The organism is Paraburkholderia sediminicola (assembly GCF_046030555.1).
Lineage (GTDB): Bacteria > Pseudomonadota > Gammaproteobacteria > Burkholderiales > Burkholderiaceae > Paraburkholderia > Paraburkholderia sediminicola_E.
This window is the reverse complement of the sequence record NZ_JAQQCH010000002.1, coordinates 185,888-205,713: the sequence shown is the minus strand read 5'-3', so window position 1 is coordinate 205,713 and position 19,826 is coordinate 185,888. Positions and strand designations below refer to the sequence as shown.

Here is a 19,826-nt window from a genome sequence, read left to right as displayed (position 1 = left end):
ATCCTGTTAAAGTGGTGGCATTATTCAGGTATACGCCCCAGGAGCTTACGCATGCCCCATGTGAATGACGGCGAGAACGGCAACCGGCTCGGCAACTATCTGAAGAACCGGCGAACCAAGCTCGATCCCGCTTCCTTCGGCATTTTCGGTGGACGGCGGCGGACGGCGGGACTGCGCCGGGAAGAGGTGGCGCAGCGCGCCAACATCAGCGCGGCCTGGTACACCTGGCTGGAGCAGGGTCGCGGCGGCAATCCGTCGGCGGACGTGCTGGACCGCATCGCCAAGGCACTCATGTTGACCGAGGTCGAGCGCGAACATGTGTTCCTGCTCGGCCTCGGCCATCCGCCCGAAGTCCACTATCGCGGTGGCGACGCGATCACGCCGCGACTGCAGCGCCTGCTCGATGCGCTGCCCTATAGCCCGGCGATCGTCAGGACTGCGACGTGGGACGTGGTAGCCTGGAACCGCGCCGCCGCGACCGTGCTCACCGACTACGGCACGCTGCCACCCGAAAAACGCAACATCTTGCGCATGATTTTCAGCGATCCTCGCGTCCGTGCCGCGCAGTTCGATTGGGAAAGCGTGGCGCGCTTCGTGGTGAGCGCCTTCCGGATCGATGCCGCGCGCGCAGGCGCCGACGCCGAGGTGGCGCCGCTCGTCGACGAACTGTGCCGCTCAAGTCCCGAGTTCGCCGCGATGTGGCGGGACAATGAGGTACAAACCCACGGCGACGGGGTCAAGCACCTGCGCCACCCCGTGCTGGGGCCAATTTCGCTGGAATTCTCGTCCTTCGCGATCGACGGGCGGCCGGATCTTCAGATGATCGTCTACAACCCTGCGACACCGGTTGATCAGGAGTTGATCAGATCGCTGATCGAGAGAGCGCCGGCAATCGCTGCGCAGTGAGTTCTGAAAGGTAGGGTGGGTAGCATACGAGGCAATCTCAGGAATCCTCCTTTCAATCACATATCGCTTACATTTCATTTTCGATGGCTACCTACATCCTGCTCGGCGGCGGCTTCGGCGTGGCTTTGCTCATTGCAGCGTGGGGAATCTGGCGCTTGAGATAGCGGCAGATCACTCGCCCGCAAGAAGTTGCTGTCATCAATACGCCGCACGTCTACGGAAATATCCATAGGTCGCGCCTCCGCTGAAATACTCAACCTAGAACACCTATGTCCTCCACTGCACTCAGCGCGGCCTCTTCTGCAAAAAAAGCCGCACCCGGCCTCGTGCTCGGCGCCATTGGGGTTGTGTTCGGCGATATCGGAACCAGCCCGCTCTATACGCTGCGCGAGTGCCTGAAGGCAGCAGGCGGCATCACCCAAACCAACGTATTCGGCATTGTGTCGCTGATTCTGTGGTCGATCATCATTGTCGTCACGCTGAAATACGTCAGCTTCGTGATGCGTGCGGACAACGATGGTGAGGGCGGCATTCTCGCGCTCACCGCACTTGCATCCGGCATCGCGCCGGTGCGGTTGCGCCGTGTTCTATTGACGCTCGGGGTCTTCGGCGCGGCCATGTTCTACGGCGATTCGATGATCACGCCGGCCATTTCGGTGATATCCGCAGTGGAAGGCGTGACGCTCGTGGACCCTCATCTGACCGAATGGATTGTCCCCATCTCGCTCGTCATCCTCACCGGACTTTTCAAAATTCAGAAACGCGGCACGGGCGCGGTTGGCAAAGTTTTCGGGCCGGTGATGATCGTATGGTTCGTGACACTGGCGGTGCTCGGCATATCCCATATCGTCACGCATACCGCCATTGTGCAGGCCGTCTCGCCGCTCTATGCCGTCAGATTTGTCGCTCACGCGCCGGCCACCGCATTCGTTGTGCTGGGTTCGGTTTTTCTCGCGCTGACCGGCGGCGAGGCGCTCTACGCCGATATGGGCCATTTCGGAAAAAAGCCGATCTGTCTCGCGTGGCTGCTTCTCGTGCTCCCGAGCCTGGTACTGAACTATTTCGGTCAGGCTGCGCTGGTTCTCGAAAAGCCTTCAGCGATTGCTCAACCATTTTTCCAGTCGGCTCCTGGCTGGGCGCTCGTACCGCTCGTCCTGCTCGCCACGGCGGCCACGATTATCGCGTCGCAGGCTGTCATCTCGGGCGCCTTTTCGATGACCAAGCAGGCCGTACAACTCGGCTTTCTGCCGCGCATTCCGGTCGTTCACACGTCGACGCACGAAATCGGGCAGGTGTATGTCCCGTTCATCAATGTCTCGCTTTACGCCGCCGTGGTTTTTCTCGTGGTGTTTTTCAAGTCCTCTGACAATCTGGCGGCGGCTTACGGTATCGCGGTGGCATCGACCATGCTGCTGACGACCTTGCTGATGTACTTCATCACCCACTGTCTGTGGAACTGGAAGCCGCTTGCAACCGCGGCTGTCATCGGGCCTCTCGCCCTCGTCGACGCGGTATTCGTCTCGAGCAACGTCAGCAAGGTACTTGAAGGCGGCTGGTTTCCGCTGCTCGCCGGGGGCGTGCTGTTTACCGTGATGACAACCTGGCATAAGGGACGTGAAACAGTTGTCGACAGGATGAAATCCGACAATATGCCGCTGGTGGCATTGATTCACTCCCTGTGCGACGGCGGGCACCCACCGCCGCGCGTAAACGGTACGGCCGTTTTTCCTGGTGGCGTCATAGACATGGCGCCATCCGCGTTTCTGCACAACCTGAAGCACAACGGCGTCATGCATCAGACCAACATCTTCCTTGCTGGCATGACGGACAACGTGCCGCATGTTCCCGACGAGCGGAAAGCGGCGGTTGTCGACCTCGGGCACGGATGCTACGCCGTCACGGTTCACCATGGCTTCATGGAAATTCCGAACGTTCCCGCCATTCTCGAACTGGCGCAGAAACAGATGCCGAACTGGAAATACGAACCTGCGGATACATCGTTCTTCCTCGCGCGCGACACCATCATGGCGACCGGTGAAAGCAAATCGATGCCGCTCTGGCGTGAGAAGCTGTTCGCGTTTCTTGCAAGAAACGCGGCGCAGGCTGCCGAGTATTACAGCCTGCCCGCTAACCGCGTGGTGGAAATGGGCGGTCAAATCAACATCTAGGCGCTGACGGTACTTGCGACAAACGCCCAGGTTCGCCGGACCCAGGGAAATCCCTTGCAATGCAGGCGGCCGCCTGAAACGCCGCCAGGCGCATGGACTACGTGATCTCGTGCGCAAGTGCAACGCGTAGCTATCGTTGCGCGTGGTAAATTCCGCCGTCAGGAAAAGAAACATCGAAAGCTCGGGTGGGTTGAACAGGCCCACCGCTCCCCTCGCTCAGGCTAAGCGCAGGCGAAATAAGGTGGATCGATGATCGACGTTAACCAGCGTATTGTCCGGCGGCTGGGCGTATGCGTCGCGCTTTGCGGCAGCGCCGCAGTGGCCGGCTGCATGGTCGGCCCGAACTACCACACGCCCGCCGCGCCCGCTACCGACACCTACACCGCCGCGCCAATGCCCGAGCAGACGGCCTCTTCTCCGGGGGCCGCCGGTTCGCCGCAGCGCTTTGTGCCGGGACAGGACATTCCCGCCGCCTGGTGGGCGCTCTTTCATTGCGAGCCGCTCGATACGCTGATCCGTCAGGCCCTCGTCAACAGCCCGAACATCGTCGCGGCGCAAGCTGCTTTGCGGCAGGCGCGCGAAAACTTCTCGGCGCAAGCCGGTGGCTCCCTTCTGCCCAGCGTCGACGCGCAACTTGGCGCCACGCGCGAAAAAGTAAACGGCATCGCGTTCGGCGAGCCTGGATTGGTCGATGAGTTCAATCTCTACAACGCATCGGTCAACGTGTCGTACAAGCTCGACGTGTTCGGCGGCGCGCGGCGCGAACTTGAAGCGTTGCACGCGCAAATCGATTACCAGCGCTTCCAGTTGCAGGCCGCCTATCTCGCGATGTCAGCCAACATCGTGACCGCGGCCGTCAAGGAAGCGTCTCTACGCGCGCAGATCGAAGCAACCGAGCGGATCGCCGCGGAAGAAGACGAGCAACTGGGCGTACTCGGCAAGCAGTTCGAACTGGGCGGCGTGGGCCGTACGGCGGTACTCGCGCAGCAGACCCTGTTGGCGCAAACCCGCGCAACGCTGCCGCCGCTGCAACAGCAACTCGATCAGGTGCGCCACCAGCTCGCTGTGCTGGCCGGCAAACTGCCCAGCGACGCCGCCTTGCCCGAATTCAAGCTCGAGATGTTTTCGTTGCCCGAGACGCTGCCCGTCAGCCTTCCGTCGGCACTGGTGCAGCAGCGGCCCGACATCCTCGCCGCCGACGCCGTACTGCATCAGGCCAGCGCGCAAATCGGCGTGGCGACCGCGGCGATGTACCCGCAGATCACGCTGTCCGCCAGCTACGGCGCCGAGGCACTGACGCCGGCGCAGGTGTTCAAGGCCGGCAGCACGATCTGGAGCCTGGGCGCCGGTCTGCTGCAACCGGTCTTCCACGGCGGGCAACTGAGCGCACAGAAGCGCGCGGCCGAGGCGGCGTACGAGCAGGCCGACGCCCAATATCGTGAAACAGTGCTGCTGGCGTTCCAGAACGTCGCCGACTCGCTACGCGCGCTCGATCACGACGCGACCGGCCTGAAAGCGCAGACGGACGCCTGGCACTCCGCTAACGATTCGTTGGAACTGACGCGCGGACAATATCGCGTCGGCGGAGTGAGCTACCTGTCGCTTCTCGATGCGCAACGCCAGTACCAGCAAACGGTGGTGAGCCTCGCGCAGGCACAGGCCTCCCGCTACGCCGATACCGCAGCCCTCTTCCAGGCGCTCGGCGGCGGCTGGTGGAACGCCGCTGCGCCGGCCACCGCTGCCGCAACAACGCATTGACACATCGCAGAACGGAACACTCGCTTCATTGCTCTTCGCAACACGCGCTGTCAGGAACGCTAAGGAACGCAACGTCCGGCGCCTCGCGCCAATGCCGTGCAAGGACATCACGATGACCGAAAGAAAACCGATGACAAAGCGGATGGTGATCATGCTGATCTGTGTCGGCCTGCTGCTGGCCGCACTTGTCGGCTTCAACCTGTTCCGCTCGCACATGATCGCGAAGTTCATGGCGGGCAACTCGGCACCGCCCGCCACTGTCTCGGCGGTCGTCGCCAGCTATCAGTCGTGGCAACCGCAGCTTGCGGCGGTCGGCAGCCTGCGCGCCGTGCGCGGCGTCGACGTCACCACCGAAGTCGCGGGCCTCGTGCGCGAAGTGGCGTTCAACTCGGGACAGGAAGCGAAAGCCGGACAGGTGCTCGTCAGGCTCAATGCCGACAGCGACGTGGCGCTGCTCCAGTCGCTCCAGGCAGCAGCAGAACTGGCCCAGACGGTCTACCAGCGCGACAAGGCGCAGTACGACATCAAGGCGATCGCCAAGGCGCAGCTCGACGCGGACGCCGCCGACCTGAAGGGCAAGAAGGCACAAGTCGCGCAACAGGCCGCGCTCGTCGACAAGAAAACCATCCGCGCACCGTTTGCCGGGCGCCTCGGCATCACCACGATCAATCCGGGGCAGTACATCAATCCGGGCGATGCGATCGTCACGCTACAGGCCATCGATCCGATCTACGCCGATTTCTACCTGCCTCAGCAGCAACTCGGCCTGCTCGCGATCGGCCAGACCATCGTGGTCGACACCAATGCGTACAGCGGGCAAACGTTCGTGGGCAAGATCCAGTCGGTCAGCCCGAAAGTCGACACCGCCACGCGCAACGTGCAGATCGAAGCCAGCGTGGACAATCATGAGCGCAAGCTGCTGCCGGGCATGTACGCGAACGTGAAGATCGACGCGGGCGCCGGACAGCGCCACCTGACGCTGCCGCAAACGGCCATCACCTACAACCCCTATGGCGCGACCGTGTTCATCGTCAAGCCGGGCACGCAACCCAACGCACAGGGCAAGACCTTGCCCGTCGCGCAGCAGGTGTTCGTCACGCCAGGCCCAACGCGTGGCGATCAGGTTGCGATCCTCAAAGGCGTCGAAGCCGGCACGCAGGTCGTGACGAGCGGGCAGCTCAAGCTCAAGAACGGCACGCCGCTTATCATCAATAACAGCGTGCAGCCAACAGACAGTCCGAACCCGACGCCTCAGGAACAATAGAGAGACCGCGCGATGACATTCACCGATCTCTTTATCCGGCGGCCCGTGCTTGCCTCGGTCGTCAGCCTGCTGATTCTCGTGCTCGGATTGCGCTCGCTGGCCGCCCTGAAAGTCAGCCAGTATCCGCAGACCGAAAACGCCGTCGTGACGATCAGCACGGCTTACTATGGCGCGAACGCCGACACCATCGCCGGGTTCATCACGCAGCCGCTCGAGGCCGCGATCGCCCAGGCGCAGGGCATCGACTACATGTCGTCGACGAGCAGCACCGGCGTGTCGACCATTACCGCAACACTGCGCCTGAATTACGATGCGAACCGCGCACTCACCGAGATCAATACGCAGATCGGCTCCGTGCGCAACCAGTTGCCGCCGCAGGCGCAGCAGCCGGTGCTGACAGTCCAGACCGGGCAGACCACCGACGCCATGTACATGGGTTTTTACAGCGACGTGCTGCCGAGCAACAACGTCACGGATTACCTGCTGCGTGTCATCAAGCCCAAGCTCGATTCGATCGAAGGCGTGCAGACAGCCGAAATCCTCGGCGGCCGGCAGTTCGCGTTGCGCGCATGGCTCGATTCAACGCGGCTCGCCGCGCACGGCGTGACGGCAACCGACGTCTTCACGGCGCTCGGCAACAACAACTACCTCGCGACGCTCGGCACCACGAAGGGGCAAATGGTCAGCGTCGACCTGAACGCGGGCACCGACCTGCATACCGTCGACGACTTCAAGCAACTCGTCGTCAAACAGAAGAACGGCGCGATCGTGCGCCTTGAAGACGTGGCGAACGTCGTGCTCGGCGCCGACAGCTACGACTTCAACGTCGCGTTCAGCGGCAAGCGTTCAGTGTTCATCGGCATCAAGGTCGCCCCGGATGCCAACATCCTCGACGTGGCCAAGCGCGTAAAAGCCGTCTTTCCCGGGCTGCAGAAGCAGTTTCCGACCGGCATGACGGGCGATATCGTTTATGACGCGACCGATTTCGTCAACACGGCAATCGTCGAGGTCATCAAGACGCTGGTCGAGTCGCTGCTGATCGTCACCGTGGTGATTTTCCTGTTCCTCGGCAGTTTCCGCGCGGTCATCGTGCCGCTGATCGCCATGCCGCTGTCGCTCATCGGCACGTTCTTCGTGATGCAGTTGCTTGGCTATTCGATCAATCTGCTGACGCTGCTCGCGCTCGTGCTCGCGATCGGGCTCGTCGTGGACGACGCCATCATCGTCGTCGAAAACGTCGATCGTCATATGAAGGAAGAAGGCAAGGCGCCACTCGACGCCGCGCTGATCGCCGCACGGGAACTCGGCGGACCGATCCTCGCGATGACCGTCGTGCTCGTCGCGGTGTATGCGCCAATCGGTTTTCAGGGCGGCCTGACGGGTGCCCTCTTCACCGAGTTCGCCTTCTCGCTCGCCGGCGCGGTGACGGTGTCCGGTGTGATCGCGCTGACGTTGTCGCCGATGATGTGCTCGCGCTTCTTTCGTGCGGACCAGGAGTCGGGGCGCTTCGCGCGCTTCATCGACCGCCAGTTCGATCGTGTTCATCGTAGCTACGGCCGTCTGTTGCACGCGACGCTCGACACCTGGCCCGTGTTCATCCTGATGGGCGCGCTGCTGCTCGCCGGCATGGTCTACCTGTTCATGACGTCGAAATCGGAGCTCGCGCCGCAGGAGGATCAGGGGATCGTCCTGTCGCAGATCCAGGGGCCGCCGAACGCGACGATCCAGCAGATGCAGACCTACGCAGACCAGGTGTTCAACATCTCCAAGGCGTTGCCTGAATACTCGCAGATGTTCCAGCTCACCGGTGCGCCGACGCTCAACCAGGGGATCGGCGGGGTGCTGTTCAAGACATGGGACCAGCGCAGCAAGGGCGCGACCGCTTTGCAGCAGGAATTGCAGCAGAAATGGAATGAGATCGCCGGTGCTCGCGTCGCGGCATTCCAGTTTCCGCCGCTGCCGGGCTCGCAAGGTTTGCCGGTGCAGTTCGTCATCAGCACGACCGAACCCTTCGAGAACCTCAACGAAGTATCGCAGGCAGTCCTGCAGAAAGCCCGCGCGAGCGGGATGTTTTTCTTCGTCGACAGCGATCTCAAGCTCGACAAGCCGGAAGCCACGCTCATTGTCGACCGCGACAAGGTCGCCTCGCTCGGCCTCTCGCAGAGCGACGTCGGGCAAGCACTCGGTTCGGCGCTCGGGGGCGGCTATGTCAACTACTTCTCGATCGCCGGGCGCTCGTACAAGGTGATTCCGCAGGTGTTGCAGACCGACCGCCTGAATCCTTCGCAGGTGCTCGATTACTACCTGCGCACGCCGGACGGCAGTGTCATTCCGGCTTCGACGGTTGCGCATCTCGAACACAACGTCGTGCCGGAATCGATCAACCACTTCCAGCAACTCAACTCGGCGACGATCTCGGGCGTGACCGTGCCAGGCGTGTCACAAGGCGAGGTGCTCGATTTTCTGCGCAAGGCAACCGCCCAGGCCGCACCAGCAGGTTATTCGGCGGATTACTCGGGGCAATCGCGACAATTCGTACAGGAGTCCGGTGGTTTCGTCATCACGCTGCTGTTCGCGACGATCATCGTATTCCTCGCGCTCGCGGCGCAGTTCGAAAGTTTCCGTGACCCGATCGTGATCCTGGTTTCAGTACCGATGGCGCTCTTCGGCGCGCTCATCTTCATCAACGTCGGCTTGACGACGCTGAACATCTACACGCAAGTCGGACTCGTCACGCTGATGGGGCTCGTCAGCAAGCACGGCATCCTGATCGTCCAGTTCGCCAACGAATTGCAACACGCCGGAAAATCGAAGCGCGAGGCCCTGGAAGAAGCGGCGGGCGTGCGGCTGCGCCCGATTCTGATGACAACAGCGGCCATGGTGCTCGGCGTCCTGCCGCTCGTGATCGCCTCGGGCGCGGGCGCGGCGGGCCGCAATGCGATGGGGCTCGTGATCTTCACGGGGCTCTCGATCGGCACACTCTTTACGTTGTTCGTGGTGCCGGCGATGTATATGTTCCTCGCCGCCGATCATCATCAGGACGCTGCAGCGGCGAAGGCGAGTTAGCGCTGTGTTTCGCCAGGTTCCTGGTCACACATCCGCCGCTTCACGCCTGCGCCTGCTTCCATTGCCGATAACGCCGCGTCAGCCGACGCGCGCGCAATTGATCGAGGATCAAGGTCAGGACCGCGGAATACCGGGCAGGTGCCGACCGTCCCGCACCGAGAGCACGTAAATGGCGTTTGACGAGTGCCATGCGGGCGAGCCCCGTGAGTGCCCGGTCGCGCCATTCAATCGGCTGAATGTGCGCCGCCAGATCAGCACCTGCCCGCCAGCGTGCGGGCAGATCGGGCATCACAGCGAGCGCCGTGGCCATGCCGACGACTGCGACGCCACTGTTCAGCACCTGTTCAGCCACAGCGCGGCGCCGGATGCCGCCGGTGGTCATGACAGGCATCGCGGCGACGCCGGCCAGATCTCTGGCGAATTCGAGGAAATAGGCTTCGCGCGCAAGGGTGCGCCCGTCAGCGGTATCACCCTGCATCGCGGGGCTTTCATAGCTGCCCCCGGATAGCTCGACCAGATCGACCGGCAGGTCATTGAGCCACAGCACGACTTGCCGCGCATCGTCTTCCGAAAACCCACCGCGCTGAAAGTCAGCGGAGTTCAGTTTGACGGCCACGCAAAAACCCGGTGAGACCATTGCGCGTACCGCGCGCACCACTTCCAGCAGCGGGCGGGCACGGTTGGCGAGATTGCCGCCCCAACGGTCGGCGCGGTGATTGGTCAGTGGCGAAAGGAACTGCGAGATCAGATAACCATGTGCGGCGTGAATTTCCACGCCTGTGAACCCCGCCTGTTCGGCAGCGTGTGCCGTCGCCGCAAAACGGCCGATGGTCTCGCTGATCTCGTCTTCGCTCATCGCGCTCGGCTGCGCGAACAGCTTGCTGTGTTTGCCGAGCGCCATCGGGACAGCCGAGGGCGCCCACGCGTTGCCGCCCATCGCCGCCAGCACCTGCCGGCCCGGATGATTGATCTGCATCCACACCTGGGCGCCGTTGCTGCGTGCCGCCTGCGACCACTGCATGAACGGTGCAAGGGGCGTATTGGCCTCAAGCACAATCCCGCCAGGCCCGGTCAAAGCCCGACCGTCGATCATCACGTTGCCCGTGACGATGAGACCCGCGCCACCTTCCGCCCACGAGCGGTATAGGCGATGGATGGTCTCGCCAGGCAGTTGCCCCGCGTCGGCAAGGTTTTCTTCCATCGCCGCTTTGGCCAGACGGTTGGGCAGCCAGGTGCCGTTGGGCAACTGCACGGGTGTAAACAGCGATGTAGTCATGGCAAAGTCAGTGTGCGAGATGGACGATGCCGCTATACTAAGATTAAAGTCAACTTGAAGGTCAAGCGCTATGAGAATCGGCGAACTCGCGGAAAAAACCGACCTCGCGCCGTCCGCCATCCGCTTTTATGAGCAGAGCGGCTTGCTACCCGCGCCGGAGCGCAGTCCTAACGGATATCGCGTCTACTCTGAGATGGCCGTTGGGCGCCTGCGTATGGTGCAGTTGGCGCAGAATCTGGGCTTCCCGCTCGACAAACTGCGCGAGGCATTCGCCAGTCACGAGACTTATCCGAAAGATGATTTGCTGCGCCAACTCGACACGCGGCTCGACGAGATCGAACAGCTCATGACCGCCCTGCGTGCGCAGCGAAAGACGCTACGCACGCTTCGCACCACACTCGCCGAAACCTGGGCGGCAGGAGATTGCGTCGACGGCTTTGAGTTGGCCAGCCGCCTCCTGGCAGAACAGCCGGAGCCGTCAGGCCGATCAAAACGTCGCGCGCAATAGCCCTTGGCAAAGCTATCCGAGATAGGGATATGCGCACGTGATACAGGGACAGCAGTTCGTATTACTCAACGTTCCGCTCTTGCTCGTCTCTCCTCGTCAATATCGGGCTGGATACGGCGTCGTACGAAACCGTCACCGTATCGAGCGCGGCGAGAAAATCCCTGGCATCAAAAATTTCTCCAAGACTTAAGACACCCCCTCGCGGCCCGGCCTTGCCGCTCAGCAATCGCTCAGTTGCCTCCACGATGATCGGTGCACTGACCGCATAGATATCGCGTCCCGTTGCCGTAATACGGCGCGTCGTCCCGTTCTGTTCGATCACGACGTCCACAATGAATTGCTGAGCCGATCGTCCCTGCTCATCGTGCGGCCGGGGTGTCGGCGTATTGGGATCACGAATGTCGCGCAGAGCCGAGAGCGCGAGCCAGGACTCGACCGTGTCGATGCGCAGATGACGCGAGACGGTGAGAACCTCCGTAAAGGGGAGCATCACCACCTCCATGGTGCCGAGCGGCGCCGGAAAAGACCACACGCCTTCGGGCGCTGGCTGCGGAACAGGCGCCAGTCTCCCCTCCGCCTGGATGAGCCGTCTCGCCCGATTGCGTTCGCCGGTCAGGCGCGTTCCGGGCGTCGGATGCCAACTGTCGAGCCCGATGGCGATATCAACCCTGTCGAGCGGCTTATCCTGATCTGCAGCCGCCGTCACCAGCAAATCGGCGAGTCCGCCATAGAACGCCGCAGCAGGTATGAGCGCCACTCCCGCGTCGCGTGCGCTCGTATCGCGTTGATCGACCAGCATCTGGAGCGCGGGCTGTTCGGCCGCGAGATCGAGATAAGGAATCCCGGCGCGCAACGCGGCGTCAACGACTGGCAGCGCGGTATCGAGAAAAGGTCCGGCGCAGTTAATGACGGCGTCCGCGCCACGGATCGCCGCGTCGAGTTGCGCAGGGTCCTCGATGGCAGCGACGCGCCATGGCGTCGAGTCACCGGCATCGCCTTCCCTCAGGCGCGCTGCATCTCGCCCTATCCGGACAACACCGATACCACGCCGCTTCAATTCCGCCACAACAAAACTTCCCGTGTGGCCAGTGGCCCCGTAAACCGCAACAGTCTTTCGGTCGCTCATTGTTGACTCCGGTACATGGTTGATAGCGATACAGACCTGTCTGTTTTATAATACAGATCTGTAGCGCTGTCAATCCTCCAGTGCTATGATCGAAAAAAGAGTTTCGGCATGACAAATCTTTCAAGGTTGACCTGAATGAAGAAGGGAGAACACACGCGCGAACCCGTGCCTGATACGCGTGAGCGCATTCTGCGGACCGCCAGCGAGCTTTTCTATCGGGAAGGCACGCGTGCTGTTGGCGTCGACCTTATCGTGGCGCAGGCGGGTGTCGCCAAGACGAGCCTTTATCGTCATTTCGGAACGAAAGATGACCTGATCGAAGCCTTTCTTCTTCTCGAAGACGAAGACTTCTGGCGGCATTGGGATACGGTTGCCGCCCAGCATAAGGGCGCGCCGCGTGAGGAACTGAACGCGCAACTTCAATGGATTGGCGAACGCATTGCGCGTCCGGGTTATCGCGGCTGCCCGCAGATCAACATCGCCGCGGAATATGCGGACGACAATCACCCCGCCCGCAAGGTCGCGGTGGCGCATAAGCGGGAACTGCGGCGGCGGCTCGCGGATCTTGCGCGAGCCTTGCGCGTCGATGAGCCGGAGACTTTTGCTTTACGGCTGGGAACAGTCATTGACGGCGCACTCAGCAGCGGGCACGCGCTGCACGCAGAGGGACCCGTACGGTTCCTGCAGGAATTGGCGCAGCTACTGATTCCGAAGAAAACGAGGAAAGTGACCGGCGCATCCTGATGCGTGGGCCGGCGCTTCGTGCAGAATGCCGGCCCAAGCTGCTACGTGCGTTACTCGCCGCTTCTCAAGCCGAGACCCGGCAGCGCGCGCGTGCCTTCCAGGGCAACGGAATGCAGCAGATGCGGATCAAGATCGAACGCCTTCAGGATGGTGGGCGCGACCTGCGTGGTCGTGACGCGCTCATCGATCCTGCGGCCGGGGTGGTGCAGCCCAGCATACGAAACGACGAGGCCGAGATGGCTGTCGTCGGGCGCATTGCCGCCGTGCTCTTCATCTTTCGCCGTGCTCGACGTGTAGATCACGCCGGGGTTCGGCTGCACGATGATATCGGGCGTGCGGCCTTGCGCCGGATCGCCGAAGCGGTTCACCAGTGAGGGGCCGTAGAGGATATACGCTTGCGGGCCGTCCGCGCAGATCCCAGGCGCGTTGCACGAGAGATTCTTCTTGAGCGTCGTGACCACCGCGTCGCGCTGCGATTGATCGCGCAGCCAGATGAGGCCGACGTCGTCGGTCTGCACCAAGCCTGTGTTGACGAGACCCGTGCCGTCGTTCAGGTTGCCGCTCTTCGTGTTGTTCTGGCCGAAGTTGCCGTTCGGATCCAGATAGTTGTTCGCTTCGAGCAACTTCGTGAGCGTGTCACCGTTCTTCACGAGTTTCGTGTGATCGGTGGGCGACTGGCCGTGCTTGGCGGTCACGATGATGAGCGTGGACGAGTAGAGGTTCTGCTGCTGGAGCGCGGCCACGACGCGGCCGAGCGCATTGTCGAGATAGCTGATTGCGCCCGTCACTTGCGGACCCGGCGTGAAGTCGGCGTCGAGATAGCCGCCGCCCGTCGCCACGGTGGCTTTCTGCGCCACGCTCAGCGTCTGGAAGTTGGTGCCGAAGAGCGTCGGCACCGGTTCGTCGCGCGTGCCGGTGGAGTCCTTGCCGCCGATCTCGTTGATGAGCGCCTGCACGTGATAATCATCGAACTTCTCGGTATGCGTATACGTGTCGAGGTAGTACGTTCTGGTAGCGGGGTCGATCGAATTGATCTCGGTGCGCGCAAGATCGTCCACGCCGCGGCCCGACGGGCCGTTCAGCCAGTCGTAACCCCACGCGTGCTTGTCGGCCCACGCGGTGTACGAATTGGGCATGTTCTCCTTGACGACCTCGAAGACCGTATTCGTCTTCACGTAGTCGTGCGGGTAGACGGGCACGCACTTCGCGCCGACGCGCGCACGCGGAATGGCCTGCGGATTGAACGCGCCGCCGCCGTCGAGGTGCACCAGTGGACCGCCGTTTTCGCCGTCCTTGCCGGTGGTTTCGTCGAATACGACGTTCCAGCCCTGCTTGCCGACGCAACCCGAGTCGTTAGGCGCGTAGAGCGTGCGGTCATATGAAACGTCATAGAAAAGGCCGGCGGATTTAGGCGAGCCGCCCGTTACGAGTGCTGTGAGGCCCGGGAACGAATCGGAAAGTCCGGGCGTAAACGCGTTCGCGTACGTGATGCCCGATTTCGCGAGAAGCGCGAGATTCGGACAGGCATTGCCGGCTATGCAACGCGCTACATCCTGCTCATGCAAGCCGTCGAAGCTGATGAGCAAGACATGTTTGACACCCTCCGTCTCACTCGCCTGTGCAGGCGCGAGTGCACCACCTAAAGCGAGCGCACTTGCGCCAAGCGCCGCCACACCTGCAGACCATCTCCGTGTCGTTTTCATCGTTACCTCATTTGCTCGTTGGGGGAAATCGTGCGAACGAGGTGCAATTTGCAGACAAATTACGTCGAAGCGATGAATTTAGACTTTCAATTACATTTTATTACACGGATCTTCGTAACCGCTAACCTTGAATCTGCAGGCTGAACAACTCGCCAGATTGCAGATGATGCGCGCCTCTCGACGAGCCGCTCAATCCGCCATGAGCAAACTGATTCTATCTGACCCGCAATAATCTCTTTCGAGCACCGATCATAGAGTTGCGTGGTGCGATGCCGTTTCCAGTTCCGCAAGACGCTTGCGCAGCAAGCGATCTTCCTGGAAGCGGCTGGTTTCGTCGCGGATCACTGCGACGATGCCGGTGAGTTCGTTCTGCGGCGAATGGAGTAACGCAACCGTAAAGGCAATCGATAGTGATCGCCCGTCCTTGTGCGCGGCGGGGACACGCAGCACGTCGTTGCCATAACGGGTTTCGCCTGTTGCCATGGTCTTGTGATAGCCGTCCCAATGGCGGCCGCGCAAACGTTCCGGAATGATCAAATCTAGCGACTTTCCCAGTGCCTCACTTTGCGTAAAGCCGAACATGCGCTCGGCAGCAGGGTTCCACAATGTGATGCTCCCGCTGGCATCGGAGATGATGATCGCGTCGCCGATCGCGTTGACGAGTTGCTCGAAGTCGATGGCTGCTTGCATGGCACTCCCCCGAATGAAAAATGCAAATCCTTAAATTGAATACGGCGCCCGCGAAGGACGCCGTATCCGCAGGCCCGAGCAGACAGAAGGACCCGCGGCGCGACACCGTTAAACCGCTCTGACTTCGCGTAGGTTGAAGATATCCTGCTTGCTGTAGCCAAGGCTCGCCAGTACTTCGTCCGTGTGTTCGCCGAGCAACGGCGACGCGGTGACTTCCGGCTTCATATCCGAGAATTTGATCGGACTGCCGACCGTCAGATACGTGCCGCGTTTCTTGTGCGGCACTTCGACGATCGTGCCGCTCGCGCGCAACGACGGATCATTGGCGAGCTCCTTCATCGTCAGCACCGGCGCGCACGGAATGTCGAACTTGCGCAAGATGTCGACCGCTTCGAACTTGGTCTTGTCCGCGAGCCAGCCTTCGATGGTGCCGAATATCTCAAAGATATGCGGTTGACGTGCTTCAGCAGTCTTGTAGGCTGGGTCATCGATCCACTCGGGTTTGCCGAGTGCCTTGCAGATCGGCTCCCACGCATGGCCCTGGATCGTGAAGTAGATGTATGCGTTCGGATCCGTTTCCCAGCCCTTGCACTTGAGCACCCAGCCCGGCTGACCGCCGCCGCCCGCGTTGCCGCCACGCGGCACTACATCGCTGAATTCGCCGTGCGGATACTGCGGATATTCCTCGAGATAACCCACGCGCTCCAGCCGCTGCTGGTCACGTAGCTTCACGCGGCACAGGTTCAGTACACTGTCCTGCATCGACACCGCGACCTTCTGGCCCTTGCCGGTTTTGCCGCGTCCAATCAGTGCGGTCAGAATGCCGATCGCCAGATGCATACCGGTGTTGCTGTCGCCGAGTGCCGCGGCGCTGATGGTCGGCGGACCGTCCCAGAAGCCGGTGGTGGACGCCGCGCCGCCTGCGCATTGCGCGACGTTTTCGTAGACCTTCAGGTCGTCGTAGTGATGGCCGTCGCTGAAACCCTTCACCGAAGCAACGATCATCTTCGGATTGAGTTCGTTCAGGCGTTCCCACGAAAAGCCCATCCGGTCCAACGCGCCCGGGCCAAAATTTTCGACCAGCACGTCTGATTCGCGAATCAGTCTTTCGAGTACTTCCTTGCCTTCGGGCTTTTTTGTGTCCAACGTCAGCGACTTCTTGTTGCTGTTGAGCATCGTGAAGTACAGTGCGTCGGCGTCGGGGATATCGCGCAACTGGTTGCGCGTCACGTCGCCCGAACCCGGTCTTTCAACCTTGATCACGTCGGCGCCGAACCAGGCGAGCAACTGGGTGCACGCAGGGCCGGCCTGAACGTGGGTGAAGTCGATGATCTTGATGCCTTCGAGAGGTTTGGTCACTTTGATATCTCCGTGGTTACGCTGGATCACTTTTTCATTGCCGCGCTTTGCGGATTCAGATTGGTCAGGCGGCCGCTTTCGGTGCCCGCCGCTTCATCGATGACGGCATTGATCAAGGTCGGCTTACCCGATGCGATCGCTTCGAGCAGTGCCTTCGTCAGTTCTTCCGGTGTGGTCGCGTGGTGGCCGACACCGCCGAATGCCTCGATCATCTTGTCGTAGCGCGCGCCCTTCACGAACACGGTCGGCGCGACGTCCTTGCCGCCTGTCGGGTTCACGTCGGTGCCGCGATACACGCCGTTGTTGTTGAATACGATCGTGCAAACCGGCAAGTCGTAGCGGCAGATCGTTTCGAGTTCCATGCCGCTGAAACCGAACGCGCTGTCACCTTCGATCGCAACAACCGGTTTGCCGCTCGTCACCGCCGCGCCGATCGCGAAGCCCATGCCGATGCCCATGATTCCCCACGTGCCCGAATCGAAGCGTTTGCGCGGCTCAACCATATCGATGATGCTGCGCGCGTAGTCGAGCGTGTTCGCGCCTTCGTTGACGACGTTGATGTCCGGACGCGTCTTCAGCACATCGCGGATTGCGCGCAACGCACTGTGGAAATTCATCGGTGACGGATTCTTGTCGAGCGTGGCGGCCATCTTTGCGAGGTTCTTGCTCTTGCGCTCGGCGATCGCACCGGTCCACTCGGCGCTCGGCTTCGCGTAGCTCGTGTCGAGGCCCGCGCGCAACGCCGCCACGCACGAGCCGATATCGCCGATCACCGGCGCCGCAATCGCGACGTTGCTGTCGATCTCGGTCGGCGAAATATCGACCTGGACGAATTTTTTCGGCTCTGCGCCCCACGTTTTGCCCTTGCCATGCGAGAGCAGCCAGTTCAGACGCGCGCCGATCAGCACGACAACATCGGCTTCCTGCAGCACGAACGAGCGCGCCGCCGACGCCGATTGCTCGTGCGTATCGGGCAACAGACCCTTGGCCATCGACATCGGCAGATACGGAACGCCGCTTTGTTCGACGAACGCGCGAATCTCGGCGTCAGCCTGCGCGTACGCCGCGCCCTTGCCGAGCAGGATCAGCGGACGCTTCGCACTCTTCAGCACATCGATCGCACGCTTGACCGATTCCGGCGCCGGCAACTGACGCGGCGCGGCATCGACCACTTTGACCAGCGACTGTTGCGCCTTCACGGCGTCCAGCGTTTGCGCGAGCAGCTTGGCCGGCAGATCCAGATACACGCCACCCGGGCGGCCCGACACTGCGGCACGGATCGCACGCGCCACGCCGATGCCGATGTCTTCCGCATGCAGCACGCGATACGCGGCTTTGGCGTACGGCCTGGCCGCATTCAACTGATCCATCTCTTCGTAATCGCCCTGCTGCAGATCGACGATTTCGCGTTCGCTCGAACCGCTGATCAGGATCATCGGGAAGCAGTTGGTGGTCGCGTTGGCGAGCGCGGTCAGGCCGTTCAGAAAGCCCGGCGCCGACACCGTCAGGCAGATGCCTGGCTTCTGCGTCATGAAGCCGGAGATGGCCGCTGCATTGCCCGCGTGCTGTTCGTGACGAAAGCCGATGAAACGCATCCCTTCCGCTTGTGCAAGCCGCGCGAGGTCGGTGATCGGAATACCGACCAGTCCAAAGATGGTGTTGATGTCGTTCAGTTTCAGCGCGTCGATGACGAGATGGAATCCGTCGGTCGTCTCGGTTGCCTGTTGCTTCAGGGTATTTTCTGCTGCAGGGCTGTCGGCTTCTGCCATGATGTCTCTCCTTGGTCGCGGGACGTTTATGGGGTTTATCGCGAGCTGCGCGCTCGCGTTGTCATTCATTCAGATGGGGCGCCGGACGACGGCCGCAGCCGCGCCTCGGCGATGACCACGTCAGCCGGCGCGCCCGAGTTCTCGATCCAGCGCTTTCTCATGGGTGCGAGGATGAATTTCGCGGACACGGCTGCCGCGATCGACACCACCGCAGCCGAGATGAACACCGTGCTCCACCCACCGTTCGCCGACAGCACTGATGCGATCGGCACCAGCATCGACGCGGTACCCTTCGCGGTATAAAGCGTCCCCGCATTGGCGGCGGCGTATTTGCTGCCGAACGTGTCCGCGCAAGTCGCCGGGAAGATCGAAAAGATTTCGCCCCAGCACAGGAACACGGCGGCGGCGAAGAACATGAATGCGTAGGGGTTGTGGCCGAACTGCATGAGTCCCAGCAGCGCGACGCCTTCGCCGAGAAAGATCATGAACATCGTGTTTTCGCGGCCAATGCGGTCCGACAGAAAACCGCACAATGGACGCGTGAAGCCGTTGCACAGGTTGTCGATCGACAGCGTCATCGTGAGCAGCGGCAGCGTGATGCCCAGCAGACTCACCGGCAGTTTGGCAAAGCCGTATTCCTTCGCGATGGGCCCAAGCTGCGCCGTCGCAATGATGCCGCCGGCCGCGACGAACACGAACATCAGATACAGCACCCAGAAGAGCGGCGAACGAATCATCTCGCCGGGCGTGTAGTCGATCTTGCTGGCAACCACGCGTTTAGCCGCGACCGCGGTTGCGGGCGGCTTCGGCCGTATCAGCATGGTGGCGAGCAGCAGAATGCAGACGCCCTGAAAAATGCCGAAGAACATGAACGTGTGCGCGTAGCCCGAGCGCTGGATCATGTTGGCGATTGGAATCACGGTGACCGCCGCGCCGGCGCCGAAACCTGCCGCGGTCAAACCGGCTGCGAGGCCGCGCTTGTCCGGAAACCATTTGAGTGCCGTGCCGACGCAGGTGCCATACACACAACCCGCGCCGATGCCGGCGATCACTGCCGCGACGTATAGCTCGGCGAGACTGCTCGCATGCGCATCGATGATCCAGCCGAGCGCCGCGCATAGCGAACCGCCGATCACAACCGGGCGCGGCCCGAACTTGTCGACGAGCCAGCCCTCAACGGGCACGAGCCAGGTTTCGGTGACGATGAAGACGGTGAACGCGGTCTGGATCGCCGCCTGGCCCCAGTGGTGAGCGTTGTCCATCGGTACGACGAACAATGTCCACGCATACTGCAGATTCGCGACGAGCCCCATGCACACGATGCCAATCGCCAGTTGCACCCAGCGGTGATGCCAGAACGCCGTACCGCCGCTCTGGGATACGTTGGAATGTCCCATGTCATTCGTCTCCTGTAAATTCCGTCGCGCTCGAGCGGCGCGTTGGACTGACGTGATCGAATCGCTTCATTGCGGTTTATCTACGGGCAACG

The 19,826-nt window shown here is 61.8% G+C and carries 15 protein-coding genes; 7 read left to right on the top strand and 8 right to left on the bottom strand.

The window, feature by feature from the left end; translation table 11 throughout:
* The first annotated feature begins 51 nt into the window (after positions 1-51).
* A complete protein-coding gene (locus tag PQQ52_RS04130) occupies positions 52-906 on the top strand; it encodes a helix-turn-helix transcriptional regulator (protein ID WP_408207119.1) in 855 nt (284 codons plus the stop codon).
* 74 nt (positions 907-980) lie between these two features.
* Here PQQ52_RS04130 and PQQ52_RS04125 read toward each other — a convergent pair whose 3' ends face one another.
* Positions 981-1,136, bottom strand: a complete 156-nt coding sequence (locus PQQ52_RS04125; protein ID WP_408207117.1) for a hypothetical protein — start codon at positions 1,134-1,136, stop codon at positions 981-983.
* A gap of 39 nt (positions 1,137-1,175) precedes the next feature.
* On the opposite strand from PQQ52_RS04125, the gene PQQ52_RS04120 reads away from it, so the two are divergent.
* The 4 genes from PQQ52_RS04120 to PQQ52_RS04105 all read left to right on the top strand — a co-directional run bounded on the left by PQQ52_RS04120 (position 1,176) and on the right by PQQ52_RS04105 (position 9,162).
* Positions 1,176-3,074 carry a potassium transporter Kup gene (locus PQQ52_RS04120; protein ID WP_408207115.1) on the top strand — a complete coding sequence of 633 codons (1,899 nt, stop codon included), beginning with the start codon at positions 1,176-1,178 and terminating at the stop codon, positions 3,072-3,074.
* 249 nt (positions 3,075-3,323) lie between these two features.
* Positions 3,324-4,832, top strand: a complete 1,509-nt coding sequence (locus PQQ52_RS04115) for an efflux transporter outer membrane subunit (RefSeq protein WP_408207113.1) — start codon at positions 3,324-3,326, stop codon at positions 4,830-4,832.
* A gap of 112 nt (positions 4,833-4,944) precedes the next feature.
* Positions 4,945-6,096 carry an efflux RND transporter periplasmic adaptor subunit gene (locus PQQ52_RS04110; protein ID WP_408207111.1) on the top strand — a complete coding sequence of 384 codons (1,152 nt, stop codon included), beginning with the start codon at positions 4,945-4,947 and terminating at the stop codon, positions 6,094-6,096.
* Positions 6,097-6,108: 12 nt separating this feature from the next.
* Entirely contained in the window at positions 6,109-9,162 is a 3,054-nt protein-coding gene (locus PQQ52_RS04105) for an efflux RND transporter permease subunit (protein WP_408207109.1), read from the top strand.
* 40 nt (positions 9,163-9,202) lie between these two features.
* Here PQQ52_RS04105 and PQQ52_RS04100 read toward each other — a convergent pair whose 3' ends face one another.
* The gene (locus PQQ52_RS04100; RefSeq protein ID WP_408207107.1) at positions 9,203-10,438 is read right to left on the bottom strand and encodes an NADH:flavin oxidoreductase/NADH oxidase family protein; all 1,236 of its coding nucleotides are present in this window, start codon (positions 10,436-10,438) and stop codon (positions 9,203-9,205) included.
* 70 nt (positions 10,439-10,508) lie between these two features.
* On the opposite strand from PQQ52_RS04100, the gene PQQ52_RS04095 reads away from it, so the two are divergent.
* Positions 10,509-10,946 carry a MerR family transcriptional regulator gene (locus PQQ52_RS04095; protein WP_408207105.1) on the top strand — a complete coding sequence of 146 codons (438 nt, stop codon included), beginning with the start codon at positions 10,509-10,511 and terminating at the stop codon, positions 10,944-10,946.
* Positions 10,947-11,007: 61 nt separating this feature from the next.
* Here PQQ52_RS04095 and PQQ52_RS04090 read toward each other — a convergent pair whose 3' ends face one another.
* Entirely contained in the window at positions 11,008-12,072 is a 1,065-nt protein-coding gene (locus PQQ52_RS04090) for a saccharopine dehydrogenase family protein (RefSeq protein ID WP_408207103.1), read from the bottom strand.
* Between the two features lie 135 nt (positions 12,073-12,207).
* Here PQQ52_RS04090 and PQQ52_RS04085 point away from each other — a divergent pair, with 135 nt between their 5' ends.
* Positions 12,208-12,816: a TetR/AcrR family transcriptional regulator gene (locus PQQ52_RS04085; protein ID WP_408207101.1), complete on the top strand. Its 609-nt coding sequence runs from the start codon at positions 12,208-12,210 to the stop codon at positions 12,814-12,816.
* Between the two features lie 50 nt (positions 12,817-12,866).
* On the opposite strand, the gene PQQ52_RS04080 is transcribed toward PQQ52_RS04085, so the two are convergent.
* The 5 genes from PQQ52_RS04080 to oxlT all read right to left on the bottom strand — a co-directional run bounded on the left by PQQ52_RS04080 (position 12,867) and on the right by oxlT (position 19,734).
* Entirely contained in the window at positions 12,867-14,519 is a 1,653-nt protein-coding gene (locus tag PQQ52_RS04080; RefSeq protein WP_408207099.1) for an alkaline phosphatase family protein, read from the bottom strand.
* 249 nt (positions 14,520-14,768) lie between these two features.
* Entirely contained in the window at positions 14,769-15,209 is a 441-nt protein-coding gene (locus PQQ52_RS04075) for a PAS domain-containing protein (RefSeq protein ID WP_408207097.1), read from the bottom strand.
* Between the two features lie 108 nt (positions 15,210-15,317).
* A complete protein-coding gene (frc, locus tag PQQ52_RS04070; RefSeq protein ID WP_408207095.1) occupies positions 15,318-16,568 on the bottom strand; it encodes a formyl-CoA transferase in 1,251 nt (416 codons plus the stop codon).
* 26 nt (positions 16,569-16,594) lie between these two features.
* Positions 16,595-18,337, bottom strand: a complete 1,743-nt coding sequence (gene oxc, locus PQQ52_RS04065; RefSeq protein ID WP_408207093.1) for an oxalyl-CoA decarboxylase — start codon at positions 18,335-18,337, stop codon at positions 16,595-16,597.
* Positions 18,338-18,402: 65 nt separating this feature from the next.
* The gene (gene oxlT / locus PQQ52_RS04060; protein WP_408207091.1) at positions 18,403-19,734 is read right to left on the bottom strand and encodes an oxalate/formate MFS antiporter; all 1,332 of its coding nucleotides are present in this window, start codon (positions 19,732-19,734) and stop codon (positions 18,403-18,405) included.
* Positions 19,735-19,826 lie beyond the last annotated feature (92 nt).